This is a genomic window from Streptomyces reniochalinae, assembly GCF_003323735.1.
Taxonomy (GTDB): Bacteria; Actinomycetota; Actinomycetes; order Streptomycetales; family Streptomycetaceae; genus Streptomyces; species Streptomyces reniochalinae.
Map to the genome: position 1 here is coordinate 105,385 of NZ_QOIM01000038.1, position 25,018 is coordinate 130,402.

The 25,018-nt window shown below is 70.6% G+C and carries 19 protein-coding genes; 7 read left to right on the plus strand and 12 right to left on the minus strand.

Features of this window, described 5'->3' with window-relative positions; all coding sequences use genetic code 11:
* The first annotated feature begins 19 nt into the window (after positions 1-19).
* The 6 genes from tkt (at position 20) to DQ392_RS20045 (ending at position 7,490) form a co-directional block, all read left to right on the plus strand.
* Positions 20-2,095, plus strand: coding sequence for a transketolase (gene tkt / locus DQ392_RS20020; protein ID WP_114017025.1), 2,076 nt, complete (start codon positions 20-22; stop codon positions 2,093-2,095).
* 121 nt (positions 2,096-2,216) lie between these two features.
* Positions 2,217-3,335 carry a transaldolase gene (gene tal / locus DQ392_RS20025; protein ID WP_114017026.1) on the plus strand — a complete coding sequence of 373 codons (1,119 nt, stop codon included), beginning with the start codon at positions 2,217-2,219 and terminating at the stop codon, positions 3,333-3,335.
* Between the two features lie 5 nt (positions 3,336-3,340).
* A complete protein-coding gene (gene zwf, locus DQ392_RS20030; RefSeq protein WP_114017027.1) occupies positions 3,341-4,876 on the plus strand; it encodes a glucose-6-phosphate dehydrogenase in 1,536 nt (511 codons plus the stop codon).
* A complete protein-coding gene (gene opcA / locus DQ392_RS20035; RefSeq protein WP_114017303.1) occupies positions 4,873-6,051 on the plus strand; it encodes a glucose-6-phosphate dehydrogenase assembly protein OpcA in 1,179 nt (392 codons plus the stop codon). Before zwf ends, opcA begins: the two co-directional genes overlap by 4 nt.
* Positions 6,048-6,824 (plus strand): 6-phosphogluconolactonase, encoded by a 777-nt coding sequence (pgl, locus tag DQ392_RS20040; RefSeq protein ID WP_114017028.1) that lies wholly within the window; start codon positions 6,048-6,050, stop codon positions 6,822-6,824. The genes opcA and pgl overlap by 4 nt, the downstream gene beginning before the upstream one ends.
* 243 nt (positions 6,825-7,067) lie before the next feature.
* A complete protein-coding gene (locus tag DQ392_RS20045) occupies positions 7,068-7,490 on the plus strand; it encodes a hypothetical protein (RefSeq protein WP_147266553.1) in 423 nt (140 codons plus the stop codon).
* Between the two features lie 474 nt (positions 7,491-7,964).
* On the opposite strand, the gene pgi is transcribed toward DQ392_RS20045, so the two are convergent.
* The 12 genes from pgi to DQ392_RS20105 all read right to left on the minus strand — a co-directional run bounded on the left by pgi (position 7,965) and on the right by DQ392_RS20105 (position 20,970).
* Positions 7,965-9,620, minus strand: a complete 1,656-nt coding sequence (gene pgi / locus DQ392_RS20050) for a glucose-6-phosphate isomerase (protein ID WP_114017030.1) — start codon at positions 9,618-9,620, stop codon at positions 7,965-7,967.
* A 201-nt stretch (positions 9,621-9,821) separates the two neighbouring features.
* The gene (locus DQ392_RS20055; RefSeq protein WP_114017031.1) at positions 9,822-10,157 is read right to left on the minus strand and encodes an RNA polymerase-binding protein RbpA; all 336 of its coding nucleotides are present in this window, start codon (positions 10,155-10,157) and stop codon (positions 9,822-9,824) included.
* A 209-nt stretch (positions 10,158-10,366) separates the two neighbouring features.
* Positions 10,367-10,600 (minus strand): preprotein translocase subunit SecG, encoded by a 234-nt coding sequence (secG, locus tag DQ392_RS20060; RefSeq protein WP_181856498.1) that lies wholly within the window; start codon positions 10,598-10,600, stop codon positions 10,367-10,369.
* 209 nt (positions 10,601-10,809) lie between these two features.
* Positions 10,810-11,586 (minus strand): triose-phosphate isomerase, encoded by a 777-nt coding sequence (tpiA, locus tag DQ392_RS20065; protein WP_114017032.1) that lies wholly within the window; start codon positions 11,584-11,586, stop codon positions 10,810-10,812.
* A 96-nt stretch (positions 11,587-11,682) separates the two neighbouring features.
* Positions 11,683-12,915 carry a phosphoglycerate kinase gene (locus DQ392_RS20070; protein ID WP_114017033.1) on the minus strand — a complete coding sequence of 411 codons (1,233 nt, stop codon included), beginning with the start codon at positions 12,913-12,915 and terminating at the stop codon, positions 11,683-11,685.
* A 118-nt stretch (positions 12,916-13,033) separates the two neighbouring features.
* Positions 13,034-14,038, minus strand: a complete 1,005-nt coding sequence (gap, locus tag DQ392_RS20075; RefSeq protein ID WP_114017034.1) for a type I glyceraldehyde-3-phosphate dehydrogenase — start codon at positions 14,036-14,038, stop codon at positions 13,034-13,036.
* Positions 14,039-14,297: 259 nt separating this feature from the next.
* Complete coding sequence (gene whiA, locus DQ392_RS20080) at positions 14,298-15,275, minus strand: DNA-binding protein WhiA (protein WP_027736604.1); 978 nt, start codon at positions 15,273-15,275, stop codon at positions 14,298-14,300.
* A complete protein-coding gene (locus DQ392_RS20085) occupies positions 15,266-16,291 on the minus strand; it encodes a gluconeogenesis factor YvcK family protein (RefSeq protein ID WP_114017035.1) in 1,026 nt (341 codons plus the stop codon). Before DQ392_RS20085 ends, whiA begins: the two co-directional genes overlap by 10 nt.
* A gap of 5 nt (positions 16,292-16,296) precedes the next feature.
* Complete coding sequence (gene rapZ / locus DQ392_RS20090; protein ID WP_114017305.1) at positions 16,297-17,241, minus strand: RNase adapter RapZ; 945 nt, start codon at positions 17,239-17,241, stop codon at positions 16,297-16,299.
* A gap of 110 nt (positions 17,242-17,351) precedes the next feature.
* Positions 17,352-19,475, minus strand: coding sequence for an excinuclease ABC subunit UvrC (uvrC, locus tag DQ392_RS20095; protein WP_114017036.1), 2,124 nt, complete (start codon positions 19,473-19,475; stop codon positions 17,352-17,354).
* Positions 19,476-19,601: 126 nt separating this feature from the next.
* Positions 19,602-20,258, minus strand: a complete 657-nt coding sequence (locus DQ392_RS20100) for an MBL fold metallo-hydrolase (RefSeq protein ID WP_114017037.1) — start codon at positions 20,256-20,258, stop codon at positions 19,602-19,604.
* 10 nt (positions 20,259-20,268) lie between these two features.
* Positions 20,269-20,970 carry a maleylpyruvate isomerase family mycothiol-dependent enzyme gene (locus DQ392_RS20105; protein ID WP_114017038.1) on the minus strand — a complete coding sequence of 234 codons (702 nt, stop codon included), beginning with the start codon at positions 20,968-20,970 and terminating at the stop codon, positions 20,269-20,271.
* Positions 20,971-21,177: 207 nt separating this feature from the next.
* Between DQ392_RS20105 and uvrA the strand changes: the two genes are divergently transcribed.
* Positions 21,178-24,243: an excinuclease ABC subunit UvrA gene (gene uvrA / locus DQ392_RS20110; protein WP_114017039.1), complete on the plus strand. Its 3,066-nt coding sequence runs from the start codon at positions 21,178-21,180 to the stop codon at positions 24,241-24,243.
* Positions 24,244-25,018: the final 775 nt, after the last annotated feature.

Here is a 25,018-nt window from a genome sequence, read left to right on the forward strand (position 1 = left end):
AGAGGAGCCCTGACGCAGGGTGAGCACCAAGCCGACCACCACAGACTTTGAGTGGACCGACCTGGACCAGCAGGCCGTGGACACGGTTCGAGTCCTGGCCATGGATGCCGTGCAGAAGGTCGGTAACGGCCATCCCGGTACGGCCATGAGCCTGGCGCCCGTCGCGTACCTGCTCTACCAGAAGCTGATGCGCCACGATCCGACCGACCCGGACTGGACCGGCCGCGACCGCTTCGTCCTCTCCGCGGGGCACTCGAGCCTCACGCAGTACATCCAGCTCTTCCTGGCCGGTTACGGCCTGGAGATGGACGACCTCAAGTCGTTCCGCACCTGGGGCAGCCGCACGCCCGGCCACCCCGAGCACGGCCACACCGTGGGTGTGGAGACGACGACGGGCCCGCTGGGCCAGGGCGTCGCCAACGCGGTCGGCATGGCGATGGCCGCCCGCTACGAGCGCGGCCTCTTCGACCCCGACGCGGCAGCGGGCGAATCCCCGTTCGACCACAACGTCTGGGTGATCGCCAGCGACGGCGACCTGGAGGAGGGCGTCTCGGCCGAGGCTTCCTCGCTCGCGGGCCACCAGCGGCTGGGCAACCTGATCGTGCTGTGGGACGACAACCACATCTCGATCGAGGGCGACACCGCGACCGCTTTCTCCGAGGACACGCCGCGCCGGTACGAGGCCTACGGCTGGCACGTGCAGCGCGTCGAGCAGAAGGAGGACGGCGACCTCGACCCGGAGGGGCTCTACAAGGCCCTCAAGGCGGCGCAGGCCGAAACCGAGCGCCCCTCCTTCATCGCGATGCGCTCCATCATCGCCTGGCCTGCTCCCAACGCACAGAACACCGAGGCTGCCCACGGCTCGGCACTGGGCGACGACGAGGTCGCCGCCACCAAGCGCGTGCTGGGCTTCGACCCGGACAAGGACTTCTTCATCTCCGACGAGGTCTTCGCGCACGTCCGCGCGGCCAGCGACCGCGGCCGCGAGATGCAGGCCGAGTGGGACAAGCGGATGGCCGCCTGGCGCGAGGCCAACCCGCAGCGCGCCACCGAGTTCGACCGGATCCGCGAGGGCCGGCTGCCCGAGGGCTGGGAGAAGGCGCTGCCCGTCTTCCCCGCGGGCGAGTCGGTGGCCACCCGCAAGGCGTCCGGCAGCGTACTCAAGGCGCTCGGCCCCGTCATCCCCGAGCTGTGGGGTGGCTCCGCCGACCTGGCCGGCTCGAACAACACGACGTTCGCGCAGACGTCCTTCCTGCCCGAGGGCAATCCGCTGCCCGGCGCCGACCCGTACGGGCGTACGGTCCACTGGGGCATTCGCGAGCACGCGATGGGCTCGACGATGAACGGCATCGCGCTGCACGGCAACACGCGCGTCTACGGCGGCACGTTCCTGGTCTTCTCCGACTACATGCGCCCCGCCGTCCGGCTCGCCGCGCTGATGCAGGCGCCCGTCACCTACGTGTGGACGCACGACTCCATCGGCCTGGGCGAGGACGGCCCCACGCACCAGCCGGTCGAGCACCTGAGCGCACTGCGCGCCATTCCCGGGCTCAACGTCGTCCGTCCGGCGGACGCCAACGAGACCGCCGAGGCGTGGGCGGAGATCCTGCGCCGCCACAGCAGCAAGCCCGCACCGCACGGGCTGGCCCTCACCCGGCAGGGCGTGCCGACCTACGAGCCCGACCCGGCCGCGGCCAAGGGCGGTTACGTGCTGTTCGAGGCGGAAGGCGGCCACCCGCAGGTCGTCCTGATGGCCACGGGCTCCGAGGTGCAGCTCGCCGTCAAGGCGCGCGAGCAGTTGCAGGAGCAGTCCATTCCGACGCGGGTTGTCTCGATGCCGTGCCTGGAGTGGTTCCAGGAGCAGGAGCAGTCCTACCGCGACAGCGTCCTGCCCCCCGACCTCAAGGCGCGCGTCGCCGTCGAGGCGGGCATCGGGCTGACCTGGCACCGGTACGTCGGCGAAGCGGGCCGCATCGTGTCGCTGGAGCACTTCGGCGCCTCAGCCGACGGGAAGGTGCTCTTCAAGGAGTTCGGTTTCACCGCGGACGCCGTGGAGCTGGCGGCCAAGGAGTCGCTACAGGCAGCGTCCCGCTGAACCGCCGAGGACTCCCCCGGACCCCGTCCGGGACGTGCCCCCCGGGTGGTCGCTCACCTGAGCGACCACCCGGGGGCCCCGACACAACGAAAAGCCAACAAGCACAGGAGATGCGAATCCCATGACAGACGCACTGAAGCGCCTTACCGACGAAGGCGTCGCGATCTGGCTGGACGACCTGTCGCGCAAGCGCATCACGTCGGGCGACCTCGGCGAGCTGATCGACGAGCACCACGTGGTCGGCGTGACGACCAACCCGACCATCTTCCAGAAGGCCATCTCGGCAGGTGACGGCTACGAGCAGCAGGTCTCCGACCTGGCCGCCCGCCGCGTCTCCGTCGAGGAGGCCGTCCGCATGATCACCACGGCGGACGTCCGCGACGCCGCCGACGTGATGCGTCCGGTCTACGACGCGACCGGCGGCAAGGACGGCCGGGTCTCCATCGAGGTCGACCCGCGGCTGGCCCACAACACCAAGGCGACGGTCGCCGAGGCCCGCCAGCTGGCCTGGCTGGTCGACCGGCCCAACACCTTCATCAAGATTCCGGCTACCGAGGCCGGTCTCCCCGCCATCACCGAGACGATCGGCAAGGGCATCAGCGTCAACGTCACGCTGATCTTCTCGCTGGAGCGGTACCGGGCGGTCATGGACGCCTACATGGCGGGCCTGGAGAAGGCCAAGAGCCTGGGCCTCGACCTGTCCGACATCCACTCCGTGGCGTCCTTCTTCGTCTCCCGCGTGGACACCGAGGTCGACAAGCGGCTCGCCGCGCTCGACACCGACGAGGCCAAGGCTCTCAAGAGCAAGTCGGCCATCGCCAACGCCCGACTGGCCTACCGGGAGTACGAGCAGGTCGTCGCCTCCGACCGCTGGCAGGCCCTGGAGAGGGCCGGCGCCAACCAGCAGCGCCCCCTGTGGGCGTCCACCGGCGTGAAGGACCCGCAGCTGTCCGACACCCTGTACGTGACCCAACTGGTGGCCCCCAACACGGTCAACACCATGCCGGAGGCCACCCTCAAGGCCGTCGGCGACCACGGCGACAACGAGGGCGACGCGGTCCGCGGCACCTACGAGGACGCGCAGGCCGTCCTCGACGGCCTCGCCAAGCTGGGCATCTCCTACGACGACGTCGTCAAGGTGCTCGAGGACGAGGGCGTGCAGAAGTTCGAGGACTCCTGGAAGGACCTGCTCACGTCCACGGAGGCCGAACTGCAGCGCCTCGCGCCGAAGGAGGCGTAAGCGAATTGAGCAACGTCAGCGGTACGGACAACCCGCTGCGTGACGCTCAGGACCGGCGGCTCCCGCGTATCGCGGGGCCGTCGGGCCTGGTCATCTTCGGTGTCACGGGCGATCTGTCCCGGAAGAAGCTGATGCCCGCGGTCTACGACCTCGCCAACCGCGGACTCCTGCCACCCGGCTTCTCCCTCATCGGCTTCGCACGCCGCGACTGGGAGGACGAGGACTTCGCCCAGGTCGTCCACGACGCGGTCAAGGAACACTCCCGGACCACCTTCCGCGAGGAGGTCTGGCAGCAGCTCGCCCAGGGCATGCGCTTCGTCCCCGGCGAATTCCACGACGACGAGGCTTTCGAAACCCTGCGGGCCACCATCGAGGAACTCGACAAGTCCCGCGGCACCGGTGGCAACTTCGCCTTCTACCTGTCGGTACCGCCCAAGTTCTTCCCCACGGTCGTCTCCCAGCTCAAGAAGCACGGCCTCTCCGACGTGGGGCCAGGATCCTGGCGCCGCGCCGTCATCGAGAAGCCCTTCGGGCACGACCTGAAGTCGGCCCAGGAGCTGAACTCCGTCATCCACGAGGTCTTCCGGGCCAGCTCGGTCTTCCGGATCGACCACTACCTCGGCAAGGAGACGGTCCAGAACATCCTGGCCCTCCGCTTCGCCAACACGATGTTCGAACCGCTGTGGAACCGCAGCTACGTCGACCACGTGCAGATCACCATGGCCGAGGACATCGGCATCGGCGGACGCGCCGGCTACTACGACGGCATCGGCTCCGCGCGCGACGTCATCCAAAACCACCTCCTCCAGCTCCTCGCCCTGACCGCCATGGAGGAACCCACCTCCTTCGACGCCAAGGCGCTCGTCACCGAGAAACTCAAGGTCCTCAACTCGGTACGGCTGCCGAAGGACCTGGGCAAGCACACGGTGCGCGGCCAGTACGCGGCCGGCTGGCAAGGCGGCGAGAAGGTGCCCGGATACCTGGACGAAGAGGGCATCGACCCCCAGTCCAAGACCGACACCTACGCCGCCATCAAACTGGCGATCGACAACCGCCGCTGGGCGGGCGTCCCGTTCTACCTGCGCACCGGCAAGCGACTCGGCCGCCGCGTCACCGAGATCGCCGTCGTCTTCCAACGCGCCCCCCACTCGCCCTTCGACACCACCGACACCCAGGAACTGGGGGAGAACGCCCTCGTCATCCGCGTCCAGCCCGACGAAGGCGTCACCATCAGGTTCGGCTCGAAGGTGCCCGGCACCCAGATGGAGATCCGCGACGTCACGATGGACTTCGCCTACGGCGAATCCTTCACCGAGTCCAGCCCCGAGGCGTACGAACGGCTCATCCTCGACGTCCTGCTGGGCGACGCGAACCTCTTCCCCCGGCACCAGGAAGTCGAACGCTCCTGGGAGATCCTCGACCCCGTCGAGGAGTACTGGGACACACACGGCAAGCCCGAGCAGTACCCCGCCGGCACCTGGGGGCCCCAGAGCGCCGACGAGATGCTCGCACGCGACGGACGGATTTGGCGGCGGCCATGAACATCGACCTCACGGACACCACGTCCAGCCGCATCAACACCGAGCTGGTCAAGGCGCGCCGCTCCCTCGGCTCGCCTGCCATGGGCATGGTGCTCACCCTCGTCATCGTCACCGACGAAGGCAACCACTACGACGCGCTCAAGGCCGCCAGCGGCGCCTCCAAGGAACACCCCTCCCGCATCCTCGTCGTCGTCCGACGCCCCGGACGCTCCCCCCGCGACCGGGCGCGCCACCGGCTCGACGCCGAGGTCCGCGTCGGCGCCGACGTGGGCGAGGCGGGCTCCGGCGAAACGGTCATCCTGCGGCTGCACGGAGAACTGGCCTCGCACTCCCACAGCGTCGTCCTGCCGCTCCTGCTGCCGGACGCCCCCGTGGTCGTGTGGTGGCCCGAGGACGCGCCCCCCAACCCGGCCGAGGACGCCCTCGGCAAACTCGCACAGCGGCGCATCACCGACGCCGCCGCCACGGAGGACCCCGTCGGCGCGCTCAGCATGCGCGCGAGCACCTACGCGCCCGGCGACACCGACCTGTCCTGGACCCGCGTCACCCCCTGGCGCAGCATGCTCGCCGCCTCGCTGGACCAGAAACTGGCCACCATCGACTCGGCAGTCGTCGAAGGCGAGGAGTACAACCCCTCCAGCGAACTCCTCGCCCTCTGGCTCGCCGAACGCCTCCGCGTCCCCGTCGAACGCCGCATCTCCGAAGGCCCCGGCATCACCGGCGTACGGCTGGAGACCGTAGACGGCCAGATCTGCCTCGACCGCGCCGACGGCGCCCTCGCCGAACTCGCCGTCCCCGGCCAGCCCGACCGCCACGTCGCCCTCCAGCGGCGCACCACCGCCGAACTCCTCGCCGAGGAACTGCGGCGGCTCGACCCCGACGAGGCGTACGCCGAAGCCGTCCGCTTCGGAGTCAACAAGATCTCGGGCCCCGACCCTGCGCACCCCACACCCGCCTCACCCGCCCCCGCACCTGCGGAGGCCTCCGGCGTGACGGATGCCGAGGCACAGGCGGCACCGGGTGCGACCTCCGAGGAGGCCGCGGCCAGCGCTCCGGCCTCCCCGGGCACCGGAGCCACCGAACGGCCCACCGCCGCCTCCCCCGCGCCGGCGAAGAAGAAGGCCACCTCACCGTCACCGTCGAAGACCCGGGCGGCGAAGAAGGGCCAGAAGTGAACGCGGCAGCCACCGGACGCGAAATCCTCATCCACCGCGACAAGGACGAACTCGCCCAGGCCACAGCCGCGCGCCTCATCACGCGCATCGCCGACGCCCAAGCCGCACACGGCACCGCCTCCGCCGTCCTCACCGGAGGCCGCAACGGCAACGCACTGCTCGCCGCGGTCGCCGCCTCCGGCGACCGCGACCGCATCGACTGGTCACGGCTCGACCTGTGGTGGGGCGACGAACGGTTCCTCCCCGAGAACGACCCCGAACGCAACCACACACAGGCCCGCGAAGTCCTCCTCGACACCGCGCCGCTCGACCCCGCACGCGTCCACGTGATGCCGCCCTCCGACGGGCCGTACGCCGGCGACCCCGAAGCCGCGGCGGAGGCCTACGCCACCGAACTCGCCGCCGCGGCAGGGCCCGACTCCGCCGAGCGCGTCCCCGCCTTCGACGTGCTCCTCCTCGGCGTCGGACCCGACACCCACGTCGCGTCCCTCTTCCCCGAACACCCCGCACTCCGGGAAACGGAACGGACGGTCGTCGGCGTCCACGGCGCGCCCAAACCGCCACCCACCCGCCTCTCCCTCACACTGCCCGCCATCCGGGCGGCACGAGAGGTATGGCTGCTGGCGGCGGGGGAGGACAAAGCCGGAGCGGTCGCCTGCGCCCTTGCGGGCTCCGGCGAACTTCAGGCGCCCGCCGCGGCGGTGTGCGGGCGTTCCCGCACCCTTTGGCTGCTCGACGAAGCCGCCGCCTCCCGCCTTCCCGCCACCACATGAGCCCCGGGGGACAGGGGCCCTACCCCCTGTCCCCCTCCCCCTCGCACGGCAACTTCTGCTCCACCTCTGCCATGGCCGCCTGCACCCCATGGGCCCTCTTTCTCCGCGCTGACTCCCTCGCCGGGTCGAAACACCGGGCTGTACAAGGTGCGCGGAACCTTCAGCCCGCAGAGGGTCTGCGGTAGTCGATACTCGCGTACGGGCCCGCCGCATCCAACGGCGACGAATACGAGTGCCAGGCTGGTGTGCGAGCGGGCTCAGCCGGTGTGCTGCTCGCATGGTGCCCTGGGGGCCGAGGGCGGCCAGCAATGTGCGCGCGTACTCGGGGTCGTCGGCGTTCTGGCGCTGGAGGAAGGCGAGGTCCTGGAGTTCGGAGGAGGTGAGGGTGTCGCCGCGCGCGAGCTTCTCGTAGAGCGTGGTGGCGCGGCGGGCGTGGGCGGTGCCCGCGTCACCGGGCAGGGCGCCGTTGAAGCCGTCGGGGAGGCCGCGGCCGTCGTCGGCGGGGTCTGTCTGGAGGGCGAGCCGCAGGTTGCGGTCGGCGCCCTGGGTGTTCTGGACGGCGCGGGCGATGCGCTCGGTCCACTCGGTTTCGGCGTGCCGGCGGGTGGCGGGGTCCTGGTCGGTGGTGGTGCGGGCGGGGTCAACCGTGCGGCGGCCGGTGGGTGAGACCGTCATTCCGGCGTCCCGCGCCTGGTCGCGCAGGCGCTCCAGGCGTTGCCGGTGCTCGTGGAGGGTTTCGTATGCCTCGTCGAGCAGTTTGCCGACCGCGCGGGCCTCGTCGCGGGCGCTCGCGAACTCCTCCAGTGTGGTGCGGGTGTGCGTGCGGTAGGCGGTGGCCGCCGCGCCGTGCCGGTTCTGTGCGGAGGCGGCTGCGGCCGCGTGGTCGCGGTAGGTGCCGTGGAGGGTGGCGTAGCGGTCTCCTATGGCCTGCCAGGCGCGGGCGGCGGTACGCAGGAGGCCGAGGTCGCTGTTGAGGATCGTCGCGTAGTCGAGGCTCACTCCGGGCCGCCACTCGATCGAGTGACCGGTGGGCAGGCGGGAAGGGCGGAGATCTCACCGGTCTCCGCCCCTCCAGGCAGCGTGTTCGGCTGTGCGACGGGTGCGCGCAGCGGCACGGCACGCACTCCGACGCGCGCGCCCTCAGGCTGTGCGCCCCCGCAGGGAGCGGTAGCGCTCGACCAGTGTGGTGGTCGAGGCGTCGAGCCCTGGCACGTCCGCTCCTTCGGTGAGGGCGGGTTCCAGGCGCTTGGCGAGGACCTTGCCGAGTTCGACGCCCCACTGGTCGAAGGAGTCGATGTCCCAGATGGCGCCCTGGACGAAGACCTTGTGTTCGTACAGGGCGACGAGTTGGCCGAGGACGGACGGGGTCAGCGCCGAGGCGAGGATGGTGGTGCTGGGGCGGTTGCCGGGGAAGGTGCGGTGCGGCACCTGGGCTTCGGGGGTGCCTTCGGCGCGTACCTCGTCGGCGGTCTTGCCGAAGGCGAGCGCCTGGCCCTGGGCGAAGAGGTTGGCCATGAGGAGGTCGTGCTGATCGCGCAGGTCGCCGAGTTCGGCGATGGGGTCGGCGAAGCCGATGAGGTCGGCGGGGATCATCTTGGTGCCCTGGTGCAGCAGCTGGTAGTAGGCGTGCTGGCCGTTGGTGCCGGGCGTGCCCCAGACGACGGGCCCGGTCTGCCAGTGCACGGGGTCGCCGCCGCGGGTGGTGGACTTGCCGTTGGACTCCATGTCCAGCTGCTGCAGGTAGGCGGTGAACTGGGACAGGTAGTGGCTGTAGGGCAGTACGGCGTGCGACTGGGCGTCGTGGAAGTTGCCGTACCAGATGCCGAGCAGGCCGAGCAGCAGCGGCGCGTTGGACTCGAAGGGCGCGGTGCGGAAGTGCTCGTCCATGAGGTGGAAGCCGGCGAGCATGTCGCCGAAGCACTCGGGGCCGATGGCGACCATGAGGGAGAGGCCGATGGCGGAGTCGTAGGAGTAGCGGCCGCCGACCCAGTCCCAGAACTCGAACATGTTGTCGGTGTTGATGCCGAATTCGGAGACCTTCTCCGCGTTGGTGGAAACGGCGACGAAGTGCTTGGCCACGGCCGAGGGGTCGCCGTCGAACGCGCCGAGCAGCCAGGCGCGCGCTGCCTTCGCGTTGGTGATCGTCTCGATCGTGGTGAAGGTCTTGGAGGCGACGATGAACAGCGTCTCGGCCGGGTCGAGGTCGCGGACCGCCTCGTGCAGGTCGGCGCCGTCGACGTTGGAGACGAAGCGGAAGGTCATGTCGCGTCGCGCGTAGGGGCGCAGCGCCTCGTAGGCCATCTTCGGGCCGAGGTCGGAGCCGCCGATACCGATGTTGACGACGTTCTTGATGCGCTTTCCGGTGTGGCCGGTCCAGTGCCCCTCGCGCACCTTGGTGGCGAAGGTGCCCATGCGGATGAGGACTTGGTGCACCTTGGGGGAAACGTTCTCCCCGTCCGTGCGCACGGTGGCCGATTCCGGGGTGCGCAGCGCCGTGTGCAGGACAGCGCGGTCCTCGGTGACGTTGATCTTCTCGCCCTCGAACATGGCGTCGCGCAGCGGTGCGACGCCCGCCGCCTCGGCGAGCTGTCGCAGCAGGCGCAGCGTCTCGTCGGTGACCAGGTGCTTGGAGTAGTCGATGTAGAGATCACCGACCCGCACGGTGTAGCGTCCGGCGCGCTGAGGGTCGTCGTCGAACAGCCGCCGCAGGTGCGTCTGGCCGAACTCCTCGCGGTGCTGGGACAACGCGCGCCACTCGGGCATCTGGTCGAGTTGGGTGCGGCCTTCAGCGTTCATCAGCGAAATCAGCCCATTCGTCTCGTAATGATCCCCGCCGCTCCCCAACCTAGACGATGGACGGCTCGGCCGCGGACCGCAGGGGCGGTGTGCGGCCGAGCCGTCCATCGTTCGGTGCTGTGCGGGTGTCGTGCGGAGGCTGTGGGCTGCCGGATGGCGCGCTGCGGCCCGGAGGTGCGGGCTGTGAGGCGGGCTGCGCGCTCAGATCTCCCCGCGGAGCTTGGCGAGCGCCTCGGCGAGAATCGCCTCGCCGTCCGCGTCGCTGCGCCGCTCCCGCACGTAGGCGAGATGAGTCTTGTACGGCTCCGTACGCGGCGGGTCCGGGGGGTTGTCCTGGTCCTTGCCTGCGGGGAAACCGCAGCGCGGGCAGTCCCAGGTCTCCGGGATGTCCGCGTCGCTGGCGAAGCTCGGCTGGGTCTCGTGCCCGTTGGAGCACCAGAAGGAGATGCGAAGGCGGGGCGCGGACTCGCCTCGCTCGGCCTCGCCCATCGGCCCCGCTCCGACCCGGCTGCCCCGGATCGCGTTGCCACTTGCCACGGTCGTAACTCCTGCCTCACGGTGCTACGGAGCAGCGGTCCATGCGCGCGCTCCGCTGCGGGCGCCCTAGTGTACGTAGGGCCCAACGCGCGCCCGGTGACCGGAGTTACTGCGTCGGTACCGGACGCGAGCCCTCATGATAGGCAGGGGGTGCGAGGCTCTGTCAGCCGTTGTGCAGGCGTCAACTGGCGATCAGTCGGACGAGGGCCTCACTTGAACTTCATCAGCAGGCCGAGCACGACGATGACGGCGAACCACAGCAGGCCGACGACGACCGTGATCCGGTCGAGGTTGCGCTCGGCGACCGACGAACCGCCGACGGAGGACTGCATGCCGCCGCCGAACATGTCGGAGAGGCCGCCGCCCTTGCCCTTGTGCATCAGCACCAGCAGCAGCAGCAGCGCGCTGAAGACGATGAGGGCGATAGAGAACCCCATGACCACGGCTGGACCAACTCTCTCGGATCGTCGCTGAACACTTTCGGTTACAAAGTGCTTACGGGGCCGGTGCGTGTGCCCCGGCCCCGTAAGCCTACGACGGGCGAGCGCCCCTCGTCACACGCTGCACAGGAGCGCGCCCCGGTGCGGGGTCGGGCACCTGCCGCGAAGGGACCTCACCGGTCCCGGAAGGGCCTCGCCGGTCGCGGAAGGTCTCACTGGTCGCGGAAGCGGATGATCTTGACGAACTCCTCCGCGTCCAGGGAGGCACCGCCGACGAGGGCGCCGTCGATGTCGGGCTGCGCCATGATCTTGGCGACGTTGCCGGACTTCACGGAGCCGCCGTACTGGATGCGGACCCGCTGGGCCGTCTCCTCGTCGTACAGCTCACCGATCCGCTGCCGGATCGCGCCGCAGACCTCCTGCGCGTCCTCCTCGCCGCAGACCTTGCCCGTGCCAATGGCCCAGACGGGCTCGTAGGCGATGACCAGCCCGGCCACGGACTCGGCGGAGACGTCCTTGAGCCCGCCGTCGACCTGGGCGAGGGTGTGGGAGACGTGGTTGCCCGCCTCGCGGACGGACAGCTCTTCGCCGACGCACATGATCGGGGTCAGGCCGTGCTTGAGGGCGGCCTTGACCTTGGCGTTGACGACCGGCTCGTCCTCGCCGTGGTACTGGCGGCGCTCGGAGTGGCCGATGGTGACGAAGGTGCAGTTGAGCTTCGCCAGCAGCGGCCCCGAGACCTCACCGGTGTAGGCACCGGAGTCGTGCGCGGAGACGTCCTGCGCGCCGTACTTGATCCGCAGCTTGTCGCCGTCGACCAGCGTCTGCACGGAGCGCAGGTCGGTGAAGGGCGGCAGCACCGCGACCTCCACGGCCTCGTAGTCCTTGTCCGTGAGCGCGAAGGCGAGCTTCTGGACGTGGGCGATGGCCTCCAGGTGGTTGAGGTTCATCTTCCAGTTGCCCGCCATCAGCGGGGTGCGGGTAGCCATGCCCCTCCTGTCGTGTTCGCTTCTCCGCCCACGCGGCGCAGTGCGAGTTTCGTGGTTGTCCGCGGCCCGGCAGCCGCGCGTGCGACGCTCACGGCGTCAGTCCTCCAGTGCGGCCAGCCCAGGGAGCGTCTTGCCCTCGAGGTATTCGAGGCTGGCGCCGCCGCCGGTCGAGATGTGTCCGAACGCGTTCTCGTCGAAGCCCAGCTGACGGACCGCGGCGGCGCTGTCGCCGCCGCCCACGACGGTGAAGGCCCCGTTCCCCTCCGAAGAGGAGGCGGCGTCGAGCAGGCCCTGGGCGACGGCCTTCGTGCCGTCGGCGAAGTCAGGGTGCTCGAAGACGCCCATCGGACCGTTCCAGAAGACCGTGGCCGCGTCGGCGAGCTTCGCGGCGTAGAGCTTACGGCTCTCGGGGCCGATGTCCAGGCCCTCCAGGTCGGCGGGGATCGCGTCCGCGGCGACCACCGTCGGGTCGGCCGGTGCCTTGGTCTTCAGGTCGGGGAACTCGGCCGCTGCCACCACGTCGACCGGCAGCACGAACTCCACGCCCAGCTGCTCGGCGCGCTCCAGGTAGCCCTTGACCGCGGGGATCTGGTCCTCCTGGAGGAGCGACTCGCCGACCTCGTAGCCCTTGGCCGCCAGGAAGGTGTACGCCATACCGCCGCCGATCAGCAGCCGGTCGGCCTTGCCGAGCAGGTGGTCGATGACGCCGAGCTTGTCGGAGACCTTGGCGCCGCCCAGGACGACGACGTAGGGCCGCCGGACGTCCTCGGTCAGCTTCTTGAGGACGCCGACCTCGGTGGCGATCAGGTACCCGGCGGCGTGCGGCAGGCGGGCCGGCAGGTCGTAGACCGAGGCGTGCTTGCGGTGCACGGCGCCGAAGCCGTCACCCACGTAGGCGTCGGCCAGCGCGGCCAGCTCGTCGGCGAAAGCGCCGCGCTCGGCGTCGTCCTTGCTCGTCTCGCCGGCGTTGAAGCGGAGGTTCTCCAGCAGCGTGACCCCGCCGTCGGCGCTCTCGCCGACGGTGGCCTTCGCACTGTCGCCCACCGTGTCGGTCGCGAACGCGACCTGCTTGCCGAGGAGTTCGCCGAGCCGTCGCGCGACGGGCGCCAGCGAGAACTGCGGGTCAGGGGCGCCCTTGGGGCGGCCCAGGTGCGAGGCCACGACCACCCGCGCGCCGTTCTCGGCGAGCTTCGTGATCGTGGGCACGGCCGCGCGGATGCGGCCGTCGTCGGTGATGGTGTCGCCGTCGAGCGGGACGTTGAGGTCGGCGCGGACGAAGACCCGCTTGCCGCTCACGCCGTCGGCGACGAGTTCGTCGATCGTCTTCATGGCTGGCTCCTGTGGCTCCAGTCGGGGGGTGCAAGGGGTGTGCACCGGTCGGACGCGGCATGGGACAGGGCTCGTGCGCGGGGCACGAGCCCTGTCGTTCATGCGCGGCCGCCCGGACTCAGAGCTGGGAGCCGACGTAGCTGGTGAGGTCGACCAGACGGTTGGAGTAGCCCCACTCGTTGTCATACCAGCCGATGATCTTGGCCTGGTTGCCGTCGACCATCGTGAGGGAGGCGTCGAAGGTGCAGGACGGCGGCTGGTTGACGATGTCCGAGGAGACGATCTGGTCCTCGGTGTACTCGACGATGCCTTGCAGCTGGCCCTCGGCGGCCTTCTTGAAGGCGGCGTTGACCTCGTCCTTGGTGGTCTCGCGCTTGAGGTCGAGCACCAGGTCGGTGACGGAACCCGTGGGGACCGGGACGCGCATGGCGATGCCGTCGAGGCGGCCCTTGAGCTGCGGGAGGACCAGCGCGGTGGCCTTGGCGGCACCGGTGGTGGTCGGAATGATGTTCTCGGCGGCGGCCCGGGCGCGGCGCAGGTCCTTGTGCGGGAAGTCCAGGATGCGCTGGTCGTTGGTGTAGGCGTGCACCGTGGTCATCAGACCGCGCTCGATGCCGAAGTTCTCGTCCATGACCTTCGCCATCGGCGCCACACAGTTGGTGGTGCAGGAGGCGTTGGAGATCACGTTGTGCTCGGCGGCGTCGTACTTGTCCTGGTTGACGCCCATGACGATGGTGATGTCCTCCTGCTTGGCCGGAGCCGAGATGAGGACCTTCTTCGCGCCCGCCTCCAGGTGCTTGGCGGCGTCGTCGCGCTTGGTGAAGATGCCGGTGGACTCGACGACGATGTCGGCGCCCAGCTCGCCCCAGGGGAGCTTCGCCGGGTCCTTCTCGGCCATCGTCTTGAAGGTCTGCTTACCGACGGTGATGGTGTCCTCGGTGTGGCTGACCTCGTAAGGGAGGCGGCCGAGAACGCTGTCGTACTTGAGCAGGTGGACCAGGGTGGCATTGTCGGTCAGGTCGTTGACACCGACGATCTCGATGTCCGCACCCTGGTTCAGCAGCGCGCGGAAGTAGTTACGACCGATACGGCCAAAGCCGTTGATGCCTACGCGGATCGTCACGAACCGATCTCCTCGCTAGGTACGCCGGTACGAGACACCGGCGAGTGCTGTTTGGATGTCCCCGACCGAGTCCGACCCTACCTCTCCATCGGGGCGGGTCCCACATCGGCCGGGCGGGCCGGGCAGCCGCTCGAACTCGCCGCTCAGGCGAGCGTTTTCCCGCTCGTCGGACAAGTAATTCCACGCTCGCGGGAGCGGCATTTCCCCGCTCATCAGACGAGCGTTCCACTGCTCTCCTGAGAAGCGTTTATCCGGCCTTTCAGCCGACCATTTCCTCGGTCAGATTGGACTCGGTACCCGCAATTCCGAGGTCCTGCGCACGCTTGTCCGCCATGGCCAGCAACCGGCGGATGCGGCCCGCCACGGCGTCCTTGGTCAGCGGCGGGTCGGCCAGCGCGCCCAGCTCCTCCAGCGAGGCCTGCTTGTGCTCCATCCGCAGCCGCCCGGCGGCGGCCAGGTGCTCGGGCACCTCGTCGCCCAGGATCTCCAGAGCGCGCTGCACCCTGGCGCCCGCGGCGACGGCGGCGCGGGCCGAGCGGCGCAGGTTGGCGTCGTCGAAGTTGGCCAGCCGGTTGGCGGTGGCGCGCACCTCGCGGCGCATCCGCCGCTCCTCCCACGCCAGCACCGACTCGTGCGCGCCCAGCCGCGTCAACAGCGCGCCGATGGCGTCACCGTCACGGACGACGACGCGGTCCACACCGCGCACCTCGCGCGCCTTGGCGGCGATCTGGAGCCGGCGGGCCGCGCCGACCAGGGCCAGTGCCGCCTCCGGGCCCGGGCAGGTGACCTCCAGGGACGAGCTGCGCCCCGGCTCGGTGAGCGAACCGTGCGCCAGGAACGCGCCCCGCCAGGCGGCCTCGGCGTCGCAGGTGGCCCCCGAGACCACCTGCGGGGGCAGGCCGCGGATGGGCCGGCCGCGCCCGTCGACCAGGCCGGTCTGCCGGGCGAGCTGATCGCCGCCGGCGACCACCCGTACGACGTACCGGCTGTTGCGCCGCAGGCCGCTGGGGGCCATCACCACCAGGTCGGAGGAGTGCCCGAAGATCTCCAGGATGTCCTTGCGCAGCCGGCGGGCGGCGATGCCCGTGTCCAGCTCCGCCTCGATCACGATCCGCCCGCTCACCAGGTGCAGCCCACCAGCGAAGCGCAGGATCGACGAGACCTCCGACTTCCGGCAGCAGGTGCGGGTGACGGGCAGCCGGGAGATCTCGTCCTTCACCGCAGGCGTCATCGCCATGGGCCGATCCTTCCATGCATCCGAAAAATACGGTCGTACGCGGCGGCCAGCAGCTCCGGGTCGTGCCGGGGAGCTCCCCCAGCTGCCGCCACGGGTGCCAGCTCGACCTTCCCGCCGAGCTGATCGGCGGCCTCGCTGAGGGAATCCTGGTCGGGCACGGCATCCTGGTCGGCCAGCACCACGTCGAAGGTGAGTTTAGGGGCGTGTCGCCCCAAAACCTCCAAATGACGCTGCGGGGAAAAACCGTCCGTTTCTCCCGGTTGCGGAGCGAGGTTGAGTGAGAGGACCTTGCGGGCCTTCGTCTCGGTCAGCGCCTCCAGCAGCTCGGGCACCAGCAGATGCGGGATGACGGAGGAGAACCAGGAGCCGGGGCCCAGCACCACCCAGTCGGCGTCAAGGACCGCCTGCACGGCCTCCGGCACCGCGGGCGGGTCGGCGGGGACCAGATGGACCTCCTGGACCTCGCCGCGGGTGAGCGCCACAGTGGCCTGGCCGCGGACGGTGGAAAGATCCTCGGGGTGCGCCGGATCGTGCCCGCGCACGCTCGCGCGCAGCTCCAGCGGCACCGCCGACATCGGCAGCACCCGGCCGTGCGCGCCCAGCAGCTTGCCGACCAGGTCCAGCGCCTGCACGTGATCGCCCAGCTGCTCCCACAGTGCGACGATCAGCAGATTGCCGACCGCGTGTTCGTGCAGCTCGCCCCTGCTCTCGAAGCGGTGCTGGATCACCTGCGCCCAGGTGCGGCCCCACTCGTCGTCTCCGCACAGCGCGGCCAGCGCCTTGCGCAGGTCACCGGGTGGCAGCACCCCCAGCTCGTCGCGGAGCCGCCCGCTGGAGCCGCCGTCGTCGGCGACGGTGACCACGGCGGTCAGGTCCCCGGTGATGCGGCGCAGCGCCGTCAGCGACGCCGACAGGCCCATGCCGCCGCCGAGCGCGACCACCTTGGGCTGCTTGGAAGTGAAGCCGCGCAGTGCGCCGCGCGGCCCGGCCAGATGCCTCAGGCTCCTACGGGCCATGGGCGTCACTCACGCCCCATGTCACGGTGGACGACCACCGTCTCCACGCCGCCGTCGGAGAGCCTGCGTGCCAGCTTCTCGGACATGGCGACGCTGCGGTGCTTGCCGCCGGTGCACCCGACGGCGACGGTCACATACCGCTTGCCCTCCCTGCGGTAGCCGGCGGCGATCAGTTGCAGCAGCTCCGTGTAACGGTCCAGGAACTCCTTGGCGCCCGGCTGGTTGAAGACGTAGTTGGAGACCTCCTCGCTGGTGCCCGTGTAGGGGCGCAGCTCGGGGACCCAGTGCGGGTTGGGCAGAAAGCGGCAGTCGACGACGAGGTCGGCGTCCACGGGCAGGCCGTACTTGTAGCCGAACGACATGACGGTGGCCCGCAGCTCGGGCTCCTCCTCGCCCGCGAACTGGGCGTCCAGCTTGGCGCGCAGCTCGTGCACGTTCAGGCTGGAGGTGTCGATCACCAGGTCGGCGTCACCGCGCAGCTCGCGCAGCAGGTCGCGCTCGGCGGCGATGCCGTCCACGATGCGCCCGTCGCCCTGCAACGGGTGCGGGCGGCGCACGGACTCGAAGCGGCGGACCAGGGCCTCGTCGGAGGCCTCCAGGTAGACGATGCGGCGGGCGACGTTGTAGGTCGCCAGGTCGGCGAGCGAGCCCTTGAGGTTGTCGAAGAAGTTACGGCCGCGTACGTCCACGACGACGGCGATCCTGGCCACGTTCCCCTGCGACCTGGCGCCCAGCTCGACCATCGTCGGGATCAGCTCGGGCGGCAGGTTGTCGACGACGAACCAGCCCAGATCCTCCAGGCACTTGGCCGCGGTGCTGCGGCCCGCGCCCGACATCCCCGAGATGATCACCAACTCCGGGATCGTCGCGCCCGCCGCCTCCTCCGGCTGCGCCGGCTTGAGCGTACTCACCACTGCTCCGTCTCCGCGCTGCTCACGTTCCGCGCTCATGCTGTCATCCCCCGAAATGTCGATCTTCGTGCGGTGCGGCGGCACCGGCGCCCCCGGCTCCACCAACCGTCCGGCGCCGTTCGCACGCACGTCGATCCGGCGCCGTTCACTCACTCCTCTTCAACGATCTCACCGGTCGCGGTATTCACCACCGGGCCCGCGGGCGCGCCCTGGGCGAGGGCTGCGGCGACCGTCTCGGCCGTCTTGCGGCCGATGCCGGGCACCTGGGAGATCTCCTCCACGCGGGCCGCCCGCAGCTTCTTGACCGAGCCGAAGTGCTTGAGCAGCGCCTTCTTCCGGGTCTCCCCCAGCCCCTGGACGGCGTCCAGCGGGCTGCTGCGGAGCCGCTTGCCGCGCTTGCCCCGCTGATAGCGGATCGCGAAGCGGTGGGCCTCGTCCCGCACCCGCTGGAGCAGATAGAGCCCCTCGCTGGAGCGGGGCAGCACCACCGGGTCGCTGTCGCCTGGCACCCACACCTCCTCCAGCCGCTTGGCCAGCCCGCAGACCGCCACGTCGTCGATCCCCAGCTCCTCCAGCGCCGCCTTCGCCGCCGCGACCTGCGGCTGGCCGCCGTCGACGACCACGAGCTGCGGCGGGTAGGCGAACTTCTTGGGGCGGCCCTCCTCGTCCCTGACGGCGCCCTGGGCCGACGCGCCGTGCTCGGGCGCGGGCTCCGGCGACAGCTGGGGAGAGAGCTCGGGTACGGACTCGTGCACGGGTTCGGATCCGGGCCGCGGGTCAGGGGAGCCGCCCTCCGGGCCCGCCTCCAGCTCGCCGCCCAGCTCCTCCTCGGGCCACTCCCCGGTCTTCTGCTTCTCGACCAGGTAGCGGCGGAACCGGCGGCTGATCACCTCGTGCATGGCGCGCACGTCGTCCTGTCCCGCGAAGGACTTGATCTGGAAGCGGCGGTACTCGCTCTTGCGGGCGAGGCCGTCCTCGAAGACGACCATGGAGGCCACCACGTCGTCGCCCTGGAGGTGCGAGATGTCGAAACACTCGATGCGCAGCGGCGCGGAATCCAGCTCCAGCGCGTCGGCGATCTCCTCCAGGGCGCGCGAGCGGGTGGTCAGGTCGGAGGCCCGCTTCGTCTTGTGCAGCACGAGGGCGTGCTCGGCGTTGCGCTTGACCGTCTCCATCAGGGCCCGCTTGTCGCCGCGCTGCGGAACGCGCAGGCTCACCTGGGCGCCCCGGCGTCCGGTCAGCCACTGCGCTATCGGCTCCTGGGGCTCCGGCAACGCCGGGACCAGCACCTCCTTGGGGACGCCTCCGCTGCCGCCGCCCTCGGACGCGTCGCCCTGCTCCGCTCCGTACAGCTGCTGGAGCGCGTGCTCGACCAGCTCCGGGGTGCCGACCGCCTCCACCTTGTCGGTGACCCAGCCGCGCTGACCGCGCACCCGGCCGCCGCGCACATGGAAGATCTGGAGGGCGGCCTCGAGCTCGTCCTCCGCGACGGCGATCAGGTCGGCGTCGGTGGCGTCGGTGAGCACCACCGCGTTCTTCTCCATGGCCCGCTTGAGCGCGTCGATGTCATCGCGCAGCCGGGCGGCCTGCTCGTACTCCATCTCCTCGGCCGCCTCCTGCATCCGCCCCTCCAGGCGGCGCAGGTACGAGCCCGTGTGGCCCGCCATGAAGTCGCAGAACTCCTCGGCGAGTTCGCGGTGCTCCTCGGGTGAGACGCGGCCGACGCACGGGGCCGAGCACTTGCCGATGTAGCCCAGCAGGCAGGGCCGGCCGATCTGCGCCGAGCGCTTGAAGACCCCGGCCGAGCAGGTGCGCACGGGGAAGACGCGCAGCATCAGGTCGACCGTCTCGCGGATCGCCCAGGCCTGGCCGTAGGGGCCGAAGTAGCGCACGCCCTTCTTCTTGGGGCCGCGCATCACCTGGACGCGGGGGAACTCCTCGTTCATCGTCACCGCGAGGGACGGATAGCTCTTGTCGTCGCGGTACTTGACGTTGAAGCGGGGTGCGAACTCCTGGATCCAGGTGTACTCGAGCTGGAGCGCCTCCACCTCGGTGCCCACCACCGTCCACTCCACCGAGGCGGCCGTCGTCACCATCGTGCGGGTGCGCGGGTGGAGGCCCGCGAGGTCCTGGAAGTAGTTGTTCAGCCGCTGGCGGAGGCTCTTGGCCTTGCCGACGTAGATCACCCTGCGGTGTTCGTCGCGGAAGCGGTAGACCCCGGGCGAGTCGGGGATCTCTCCCGGTTTCGGGCGGTAGGTGGAGGGGTCTGCCATACGTCACACCCTACTGGGGAGGGGTGACGGCGATCATCGGGCGCGCGTCCCGCGGCCGCACGCCCGACAGGCGGGTCGCGCGGCGGCCGCGGGACGCGTGAGCGCGTCTCCCACCAGCCGCTCGTCCTACCAGCCCCGCTCGCGCCACTCCCGCAGCCGCGGGCGCTCGGCGCCGAGGGTGGTGTCGCTGCCGTGGCCCGGGTAGACCCAGGTCTCGTCGGGCAGTTGACCGAACAGCTTGTGCTCGACGTCGTCGAGGAGGCGGACGAAGTTCGCGGCGTCACCGAAGGTGTTGCCCACCCCGCCGGGGAAGAGGCAGTCGCCGGTGAACAGGTGCGGATGGCCGTGCGGGTCGTCGTAGACCAGCGCGATCGACCCCGGGGTGTGCCCGACCAGATGCCGCGCCGTCAGCTCCACCTCGCCGACCCGCAGGGTGTCCCCGTCCTCGACGGGGACGTCGGTGGGCACGGGGATGCCCTCGGCGTCGTACCGTCCCGCGTACGTGCGCGCACCCGTCGCGTCCACCACCTCGGCGAGCGCCTGCCAGTGGTCGCCGTGCCGGTGGGTGGTCACGACGGAGGCGATGCCGTCGCCGCCGATGAGCTCCATGAGGGTGCCCGCGTCGTTGGCGGCGTCGATCAGCAGCTGCTGTCCTGTGGCCCGGCAGCGCAGCAGGTAGGCGTTGTTGTCCATCGGGCCGACGGCGACCTTGGAGATCATCAGGTCCCGCAGCTCGTGCACGTCCGCGGGGCCGCCGACCTGGACCGTTCCGGTGTATGGCATGGGCCTCACCCTAAAGGGACGGCAGCATCGGCAAAGGGCCCCTCGCCGACAGGCCGCTGCCGGTCGTCCGGCCCGTGAGCCAGCCCACCAGCGCTACGGAGCTGCCCACCACCACCAGCGGCCCCTCGGGGCCCTCCGTCTTCGCGCCTGTGCGCCAGGTCCTGCCGTCCTCCGCGCGCAGTTCCAGGGCGACGGGGATGTCGGGGTGCTCGTGGAAGCGGTGCGCCATGTTGGTCAGCTCGCGGTCCACGAAGGTGCCGGGAAGGTCCTGGAGCGTGTAGCCGATGCCGAGGTCGACGTGGTGCAGTTCGACCTCGATCCAGCGGCGGAACGGGAGGGAGGAGGCGAGATCGGTCACACCGTTGCGGAGGGTGACGGTCCGGTTCCAGTCGTCGTCGCCGAGCGCGGCGAAGGCGCTCTCCAGGCGGGAGGCGCCGGCGCGCACGTCGTCGACGAGCTCGTCGAGGGAGCGGCGCGCGCCCTCCTCGATGTCGGCGTCGCGGGCTTCGGCGCTCGCGTACATCGGCTCGCCCGCGAGCACGTTGACGAGGGCGTCGGCGTTGCGGGCGAGGTGGGCGAGCACGTGGGCGCGGGTCCAGCCCGGCAGCTGGGAGGGCTCGGTGACCTCGGGGGGATCCAGCTTGACGGTGGCGCTCAGCAGCTGCCCGGTCGCGGTCCGTACGAGTTCGGCGTCGTGCGCAGGCGTGGTCATGATCCAAAGCTAGTGCGACCACTCGTTCGTGTGGAAGACGGCACGGAGGTGGCGAGGCCGCCCGCAATTCGAATGAACGTGCTATATGGTCGAGCGAGGCTCCCGCACCCGAAGCGCACGACACTCCGGGCGGCGCCGTCCTACTCTTGGTCGGGGACCCCCGCTCCGCTGCGGGCCCCCCTTCCCACATGAAAGGTGCCAACAGGCGTGGCCGACCGTCTTCTCGTCCGTGGCGCTCGCGAGCACAACCTCAAGAACGTCTCGATAGACCTCCCCCGTGACTCGCTCATCGTCTTCACGGGACTGTCGGGCTCGGGGAAGTCCTCGCTCGCCTTCGACACCATCTTCGCCGAGGGCCAGCGGCGTTACGTGGAGTCGCTGTCCGCCTACGCCCGGCAGTTCCTCGGGCAGATGGACAAACCCGACGTCGACTTCATCGAGGGCCTCTCCCCCGCGGTCTCCATCGACCAGAAGTCGACCTCGCGCAACCCCCGCTCGACCGTGGGCACCATCACGGAGGTCTACGACTACCTCCGCCTGCTCTACGCCCGGGTCGGCAAGCCCCACTGCCCCGTCTGCGGCCGCCCCATCGCCCGCCAGTCGCCGCAGGCCATCGTCGACAAGGTGCTCGGCCTGGAGGAGGGCAGCCGCTTCCAGGTGCTCTCCCCGCTGGTGCGCGAGCGCAAGGGCGAGTTCGTGGACCTCTTCAACGAACTCCAGACCAAGGGGTACAGCCGCGCCCGCGTCGACGGGGAGACGATCCAGCTCTCCGAGCCGCCCCAGCTCAAGAAGCAGGAGAAGCACACGATCGAGGTGGTCGTGGACCGCCTCACCGTCAAGGCCACAGCCAAGCGCCGGCTGACCGACTCGGTCGAGACCGCGCTCGGGCTCTCCGGCGGCATGGTCATCCTCGACTTCGTCGACCTGGAGCCGGACGACCCGCAGCGTGAACGGATGTACTCCGAGCACCTGTACTGCCCCTACGACGACCTGTCGTTCGAGGAACTGGAGCCGCGCTCCTTCTCCTTCAACTCCCCCTTCGGCGCCTGCCAGGAGTGCACCGGCATCGGCACCCGCATGGAGGTCGACCCCGAGCTGATCGTCCCCGACGAGGACAAGTCGCTGGACGAGGGCGCCCTGCACCCCTGGTCACACGGGCACACCCGGGAGTACTTCGGGCGGCTGATCGGCGCACTGGCCGACGCGCTCGGCTTCCGTACGGACATCCCCTGGGCGGGCCTGCCCGCGCGCGCCAAGAAGGCGCTGCTGTACGGCCACAAGACACAGGTCGAGGTCCGCTACCGCAACAGGTACGGACGCGAACGCGCCTACACCACCGCCTTCGAGGGCGTCGTCCCCTTCGTCAAGCGGCGGCACTCCGAGGCCGAGACCGACAGCAGCAGGGAACGCTTCGAGGGCTACATGCGCGAAGTGAACTGCCCCGCCTGCGAGGGCACCCGGCTCAAGCCGCTGATCCTGGCGGTCACCCTCCAGGGCAAGTCCATCGCGGAGGTCTCCGCGATGTCGATCACCGAGTGCGCCGACTTCCTGCGCGAAATGACGCTCTCAGGCCGCGACAAGAAGATCGCCGAGCGGGTACTCAAGGAGGTCAACGAGCGGCTGCGCTTCCTCGTCGACGTCGGCCTCGACTACCTGACCCTCAACCGCGCCGCGGGCACCCTCTCCGGCGGCGAGGCCCAGCGCATCCGGCTGGCCACCCAGATCGGCTCGGGACTCGTCGGCGTGCTCTACGTGCTGGACGAGCCGTCCATCGGCCTGCACCAACGCGACAACCACCGCCTGATCGAGACCCTGGTACGCCTGCGCGATCTGGGCAACACGCTGATCGTCGTCGAGCACGACGAGGACACGATCAAGGCATCCGACTGGGTCGTGGACATCGGCCCCGGCGCGGGCGAGCACGGCGGCAAGGTCGTCCACAGCGGCCCGTTGAAGGAACTGCTGGACAACGAGGAGTCCCTGACCGGCGAGTACCTCTCAGGCCGCCGGGAGATCCCCACCCCGCAGGTCCGCCGCCCCATCGACCCGGCACGGCAGCTGACGGTGCGCGGCGCGCGGGAGAACAACCTGCGCGACGTCGACGTCTCCTTCCCGCTGGGCGTCTTCACCGCCGTCACCGGGGTGTCGGGCTCCGGAAAGTCGACGCTGGTCAACGACATCCTCTACACCCACCTGGCCCGTGAACTGCACGGCGCCCGTACGGTGCCGGGCCGCCACACGCGCGTCGAGGGCGACGACCTGGTCGACAAGGTCGTCCACGTCGACCAGTCCCCCATCGGCCGCACCCCGCGCTCCAACCCGGCCACCTACACCGGAGTGTTCGACCACGTACGCAAGCTGTTCGCCGAGACGACGGAGGCGAAGGTCCGCGGCTACCAGCAGGGCCGCTTCTCCTTCAACGTCAAGGGCGGCCGCTGCGAGAACTGCGCGGGCGACGGCACCATCAAGATCGAGATGAACTTCCTGCCCGACGTGTACGTGCCCTGCGAGGTCTGCCACGGCGCGCGCTACAACAGGGAGACCCTGGAGGTCCACTACAAGGGCAAGAACATCGCCGAGGTCCTGGACATGCCGATCGAGCAGGCCCTGGACTTCTTCGAGGCGGTACCCGGCATCGCCCGGCACCTGAGGACACTCAACGACGTCGGGCTCGGATACGTCAGGCTCGGACAGTCCGCGCCCACTCTTTCGGGTGGTGAGGCGCAGCGGGTGAAGCTCGCGAGCGAGCTCCAGCGGCGCTCCACGGGCCGGACCGTCTACGTCCTGGACGAGCCGACGACCGGCCTCCACTTCGAGGACATCAGGAAACTGATCAGCGTGCTGGAAGGCCTGGTCGACAAGGGCAACTCCGTCATGGTCATCGAGCACAACCTCGACGTGATCAAGACGGCCGACTGGGTCGTGGACCTGGGCCCCGAGGGCGGCAACGGCGGTGGCATGCTCGTCGCCGAAGGAACCCCCGAACAGGTCGCGGCCGAGCCCGCCAGCCACACCGGCAAGTTCCTGCGGGACATGCTCGGAGAGCGCGTCAGCGACGCGTCGCCGGCTCTGCCGGCGACGCGCAAGAAGAGTCGCGCCACTTCCGGTGCTTCCGGTGCTTCCGGTGGGAAGGCTCCCGCCGGGAAGAAGTCCTCCGCGACGAAGAAGACGGCAGCGGCGAGGGAGGCGGCAGCGCCGAAGGGGCCCGCCAAGAAGACGGCCGCAGCCGCCAAGAAGTCGGCGGGCACGAAGGCGGCGGCGCGCAAGCGCTGACGGGGCCGGGCGCGGCCCGGCCCCGAACGGGGCGGGCCGCCGCCCACCTGGGCCGGGCCCCCGGGCCAGCCCGGGGCCGGGGTGCCGAGCTCGTCCGCGACTGAGCCGGTCCGGCCCGGCCCTGAGCGGGCCGGACCCCCGGGTGCCGAGCTGGTCCGCGACCGAGCAGACCCCGGTAGCCGGCCGGGTCGGCCAGGCCCCGAGCGGCCGGGCCCGTCGGGTGCCGGGCTGGCCCCGCGACCGGGCCAGACCTCCGAGCCGAGCGGGCCCGCGACCGAGCCCGTCTGCCCGGGTCGAGCGGCGTCCGGCGTCCGGCGTCCGGCGTCCGGCGTCCGGCGTCTATCCGATCGTGGCGCCAGAGTCACGTCTGGGCCGGGGCCGGATCGGGGCCGGGCCCCGGCCGTGCCCGAGCCGGATCGATTCCCGGGCCGACCAGCGCCTTGTCCGGGCCGGCGCCAGGCCCGGGCGGTGCCGGGTCCGGCCCAGTGCCGAACCCGGGCTCAGTCCGGCGCCCGGGCGGGTCAGGTGCCGACCAGCGCCGGTCCCGGTGCCAGGCCGGGACCGAACAGCGCCAGTCCCGGGCCTGAGCCGGATCCCAGGCCAGTGCCCGAGCCGGACCAACGCCCGGACCGGCCGACGTCAGGCGCACCAGCGTCAGGCCCGGGCCGGGACCAGGACCGGACCCAGGTACCAACTCCGGGCTCGGGCCCGGATCCGGGTGGGGTCGCGCCTGCCCGGGCCAGAGCCCGCCCCAGGCCAGTACGGCGAACCGGTC

Excerpts from the sequence above, each read along its gene's own strand:
- whiA (WP_027736604.1), bottom strand. The coding sequence starts at position 15,275 with ATGGCGATGACGCCTGCGGTGAAGGACGAGATCTCCCGGCTGCCCGTC.
- DQ392_RS20105 (WP_114017038.1), bottom strand. The coding sequence starts at position 20,970 with ATGACCACGCCTGCGCACGACGCCGAACTCGTACGGACCGCGACCGGG.
- uvrC (WP_114017036.1), bottom strand. The coding sequence starts at position 19,475 with ATGGCAGACCCCTCCACCTACCGCCCGAAACCGGGAGAGATCCCCGAC.
- tal (WP_114017026.1), top strand. The coding sequence starts at position 2,217 with ATGACAGACGCACTGAAGCGCCTTACCGACGAAGGCGTCGCGATCTGG.
- DQ392_RS20100 (WP_114017037.1), bottom strand. The coding sequence starts at position 20,258 with ATGCCATACACCGGAACGGTCCAGGTCGGCGGCCCCGCGGACGTGCAC.
- rapZ (WP_114017305.1), bottom strand. The coding sequence starts at position 17,241 with ATGAGCGCGGAACGTGAGCAGCGCGGAGACGGAGCAGTGGTGAGTACG.
- DQ392_RS20070 (WP_114017033.1), bottom strand. The coding sequence starts at position 12,915 with ATGAAGACGATCGACGAACTCGTCGCCGACGGCGTGAGCGGCAAGCGG.
- DQ392_RS20085 (WP_114017035.1), bottom strand. The coding sequence starts at position 16,291 with ATGGCCCGTAGGAGCCTGAGGCATCTGGCCGGGCCGCGCGGCGCACTG.
- pgi (WP_114017030.1), bottom strand. The coding sequence starts at position 9,620 with ATGAACGCTGAAGGCCGCACCCAACTCGACCAGATGCCCGAGTGGCGC.
- tpiA (WP_114017032.1), bottom strand. The coding sequence starts at position 11,586 with ATGGCTACCCGCACCCCGCTGATGGCGGGCAACTGGAAGATGAACCTC.
- opcA (WP_114017303.1), top strand. The coding sequence starts at position 4,873 with ATGAACATCGACCTCACGGACACCACGTCCAGCCGCATCAACACCGAG.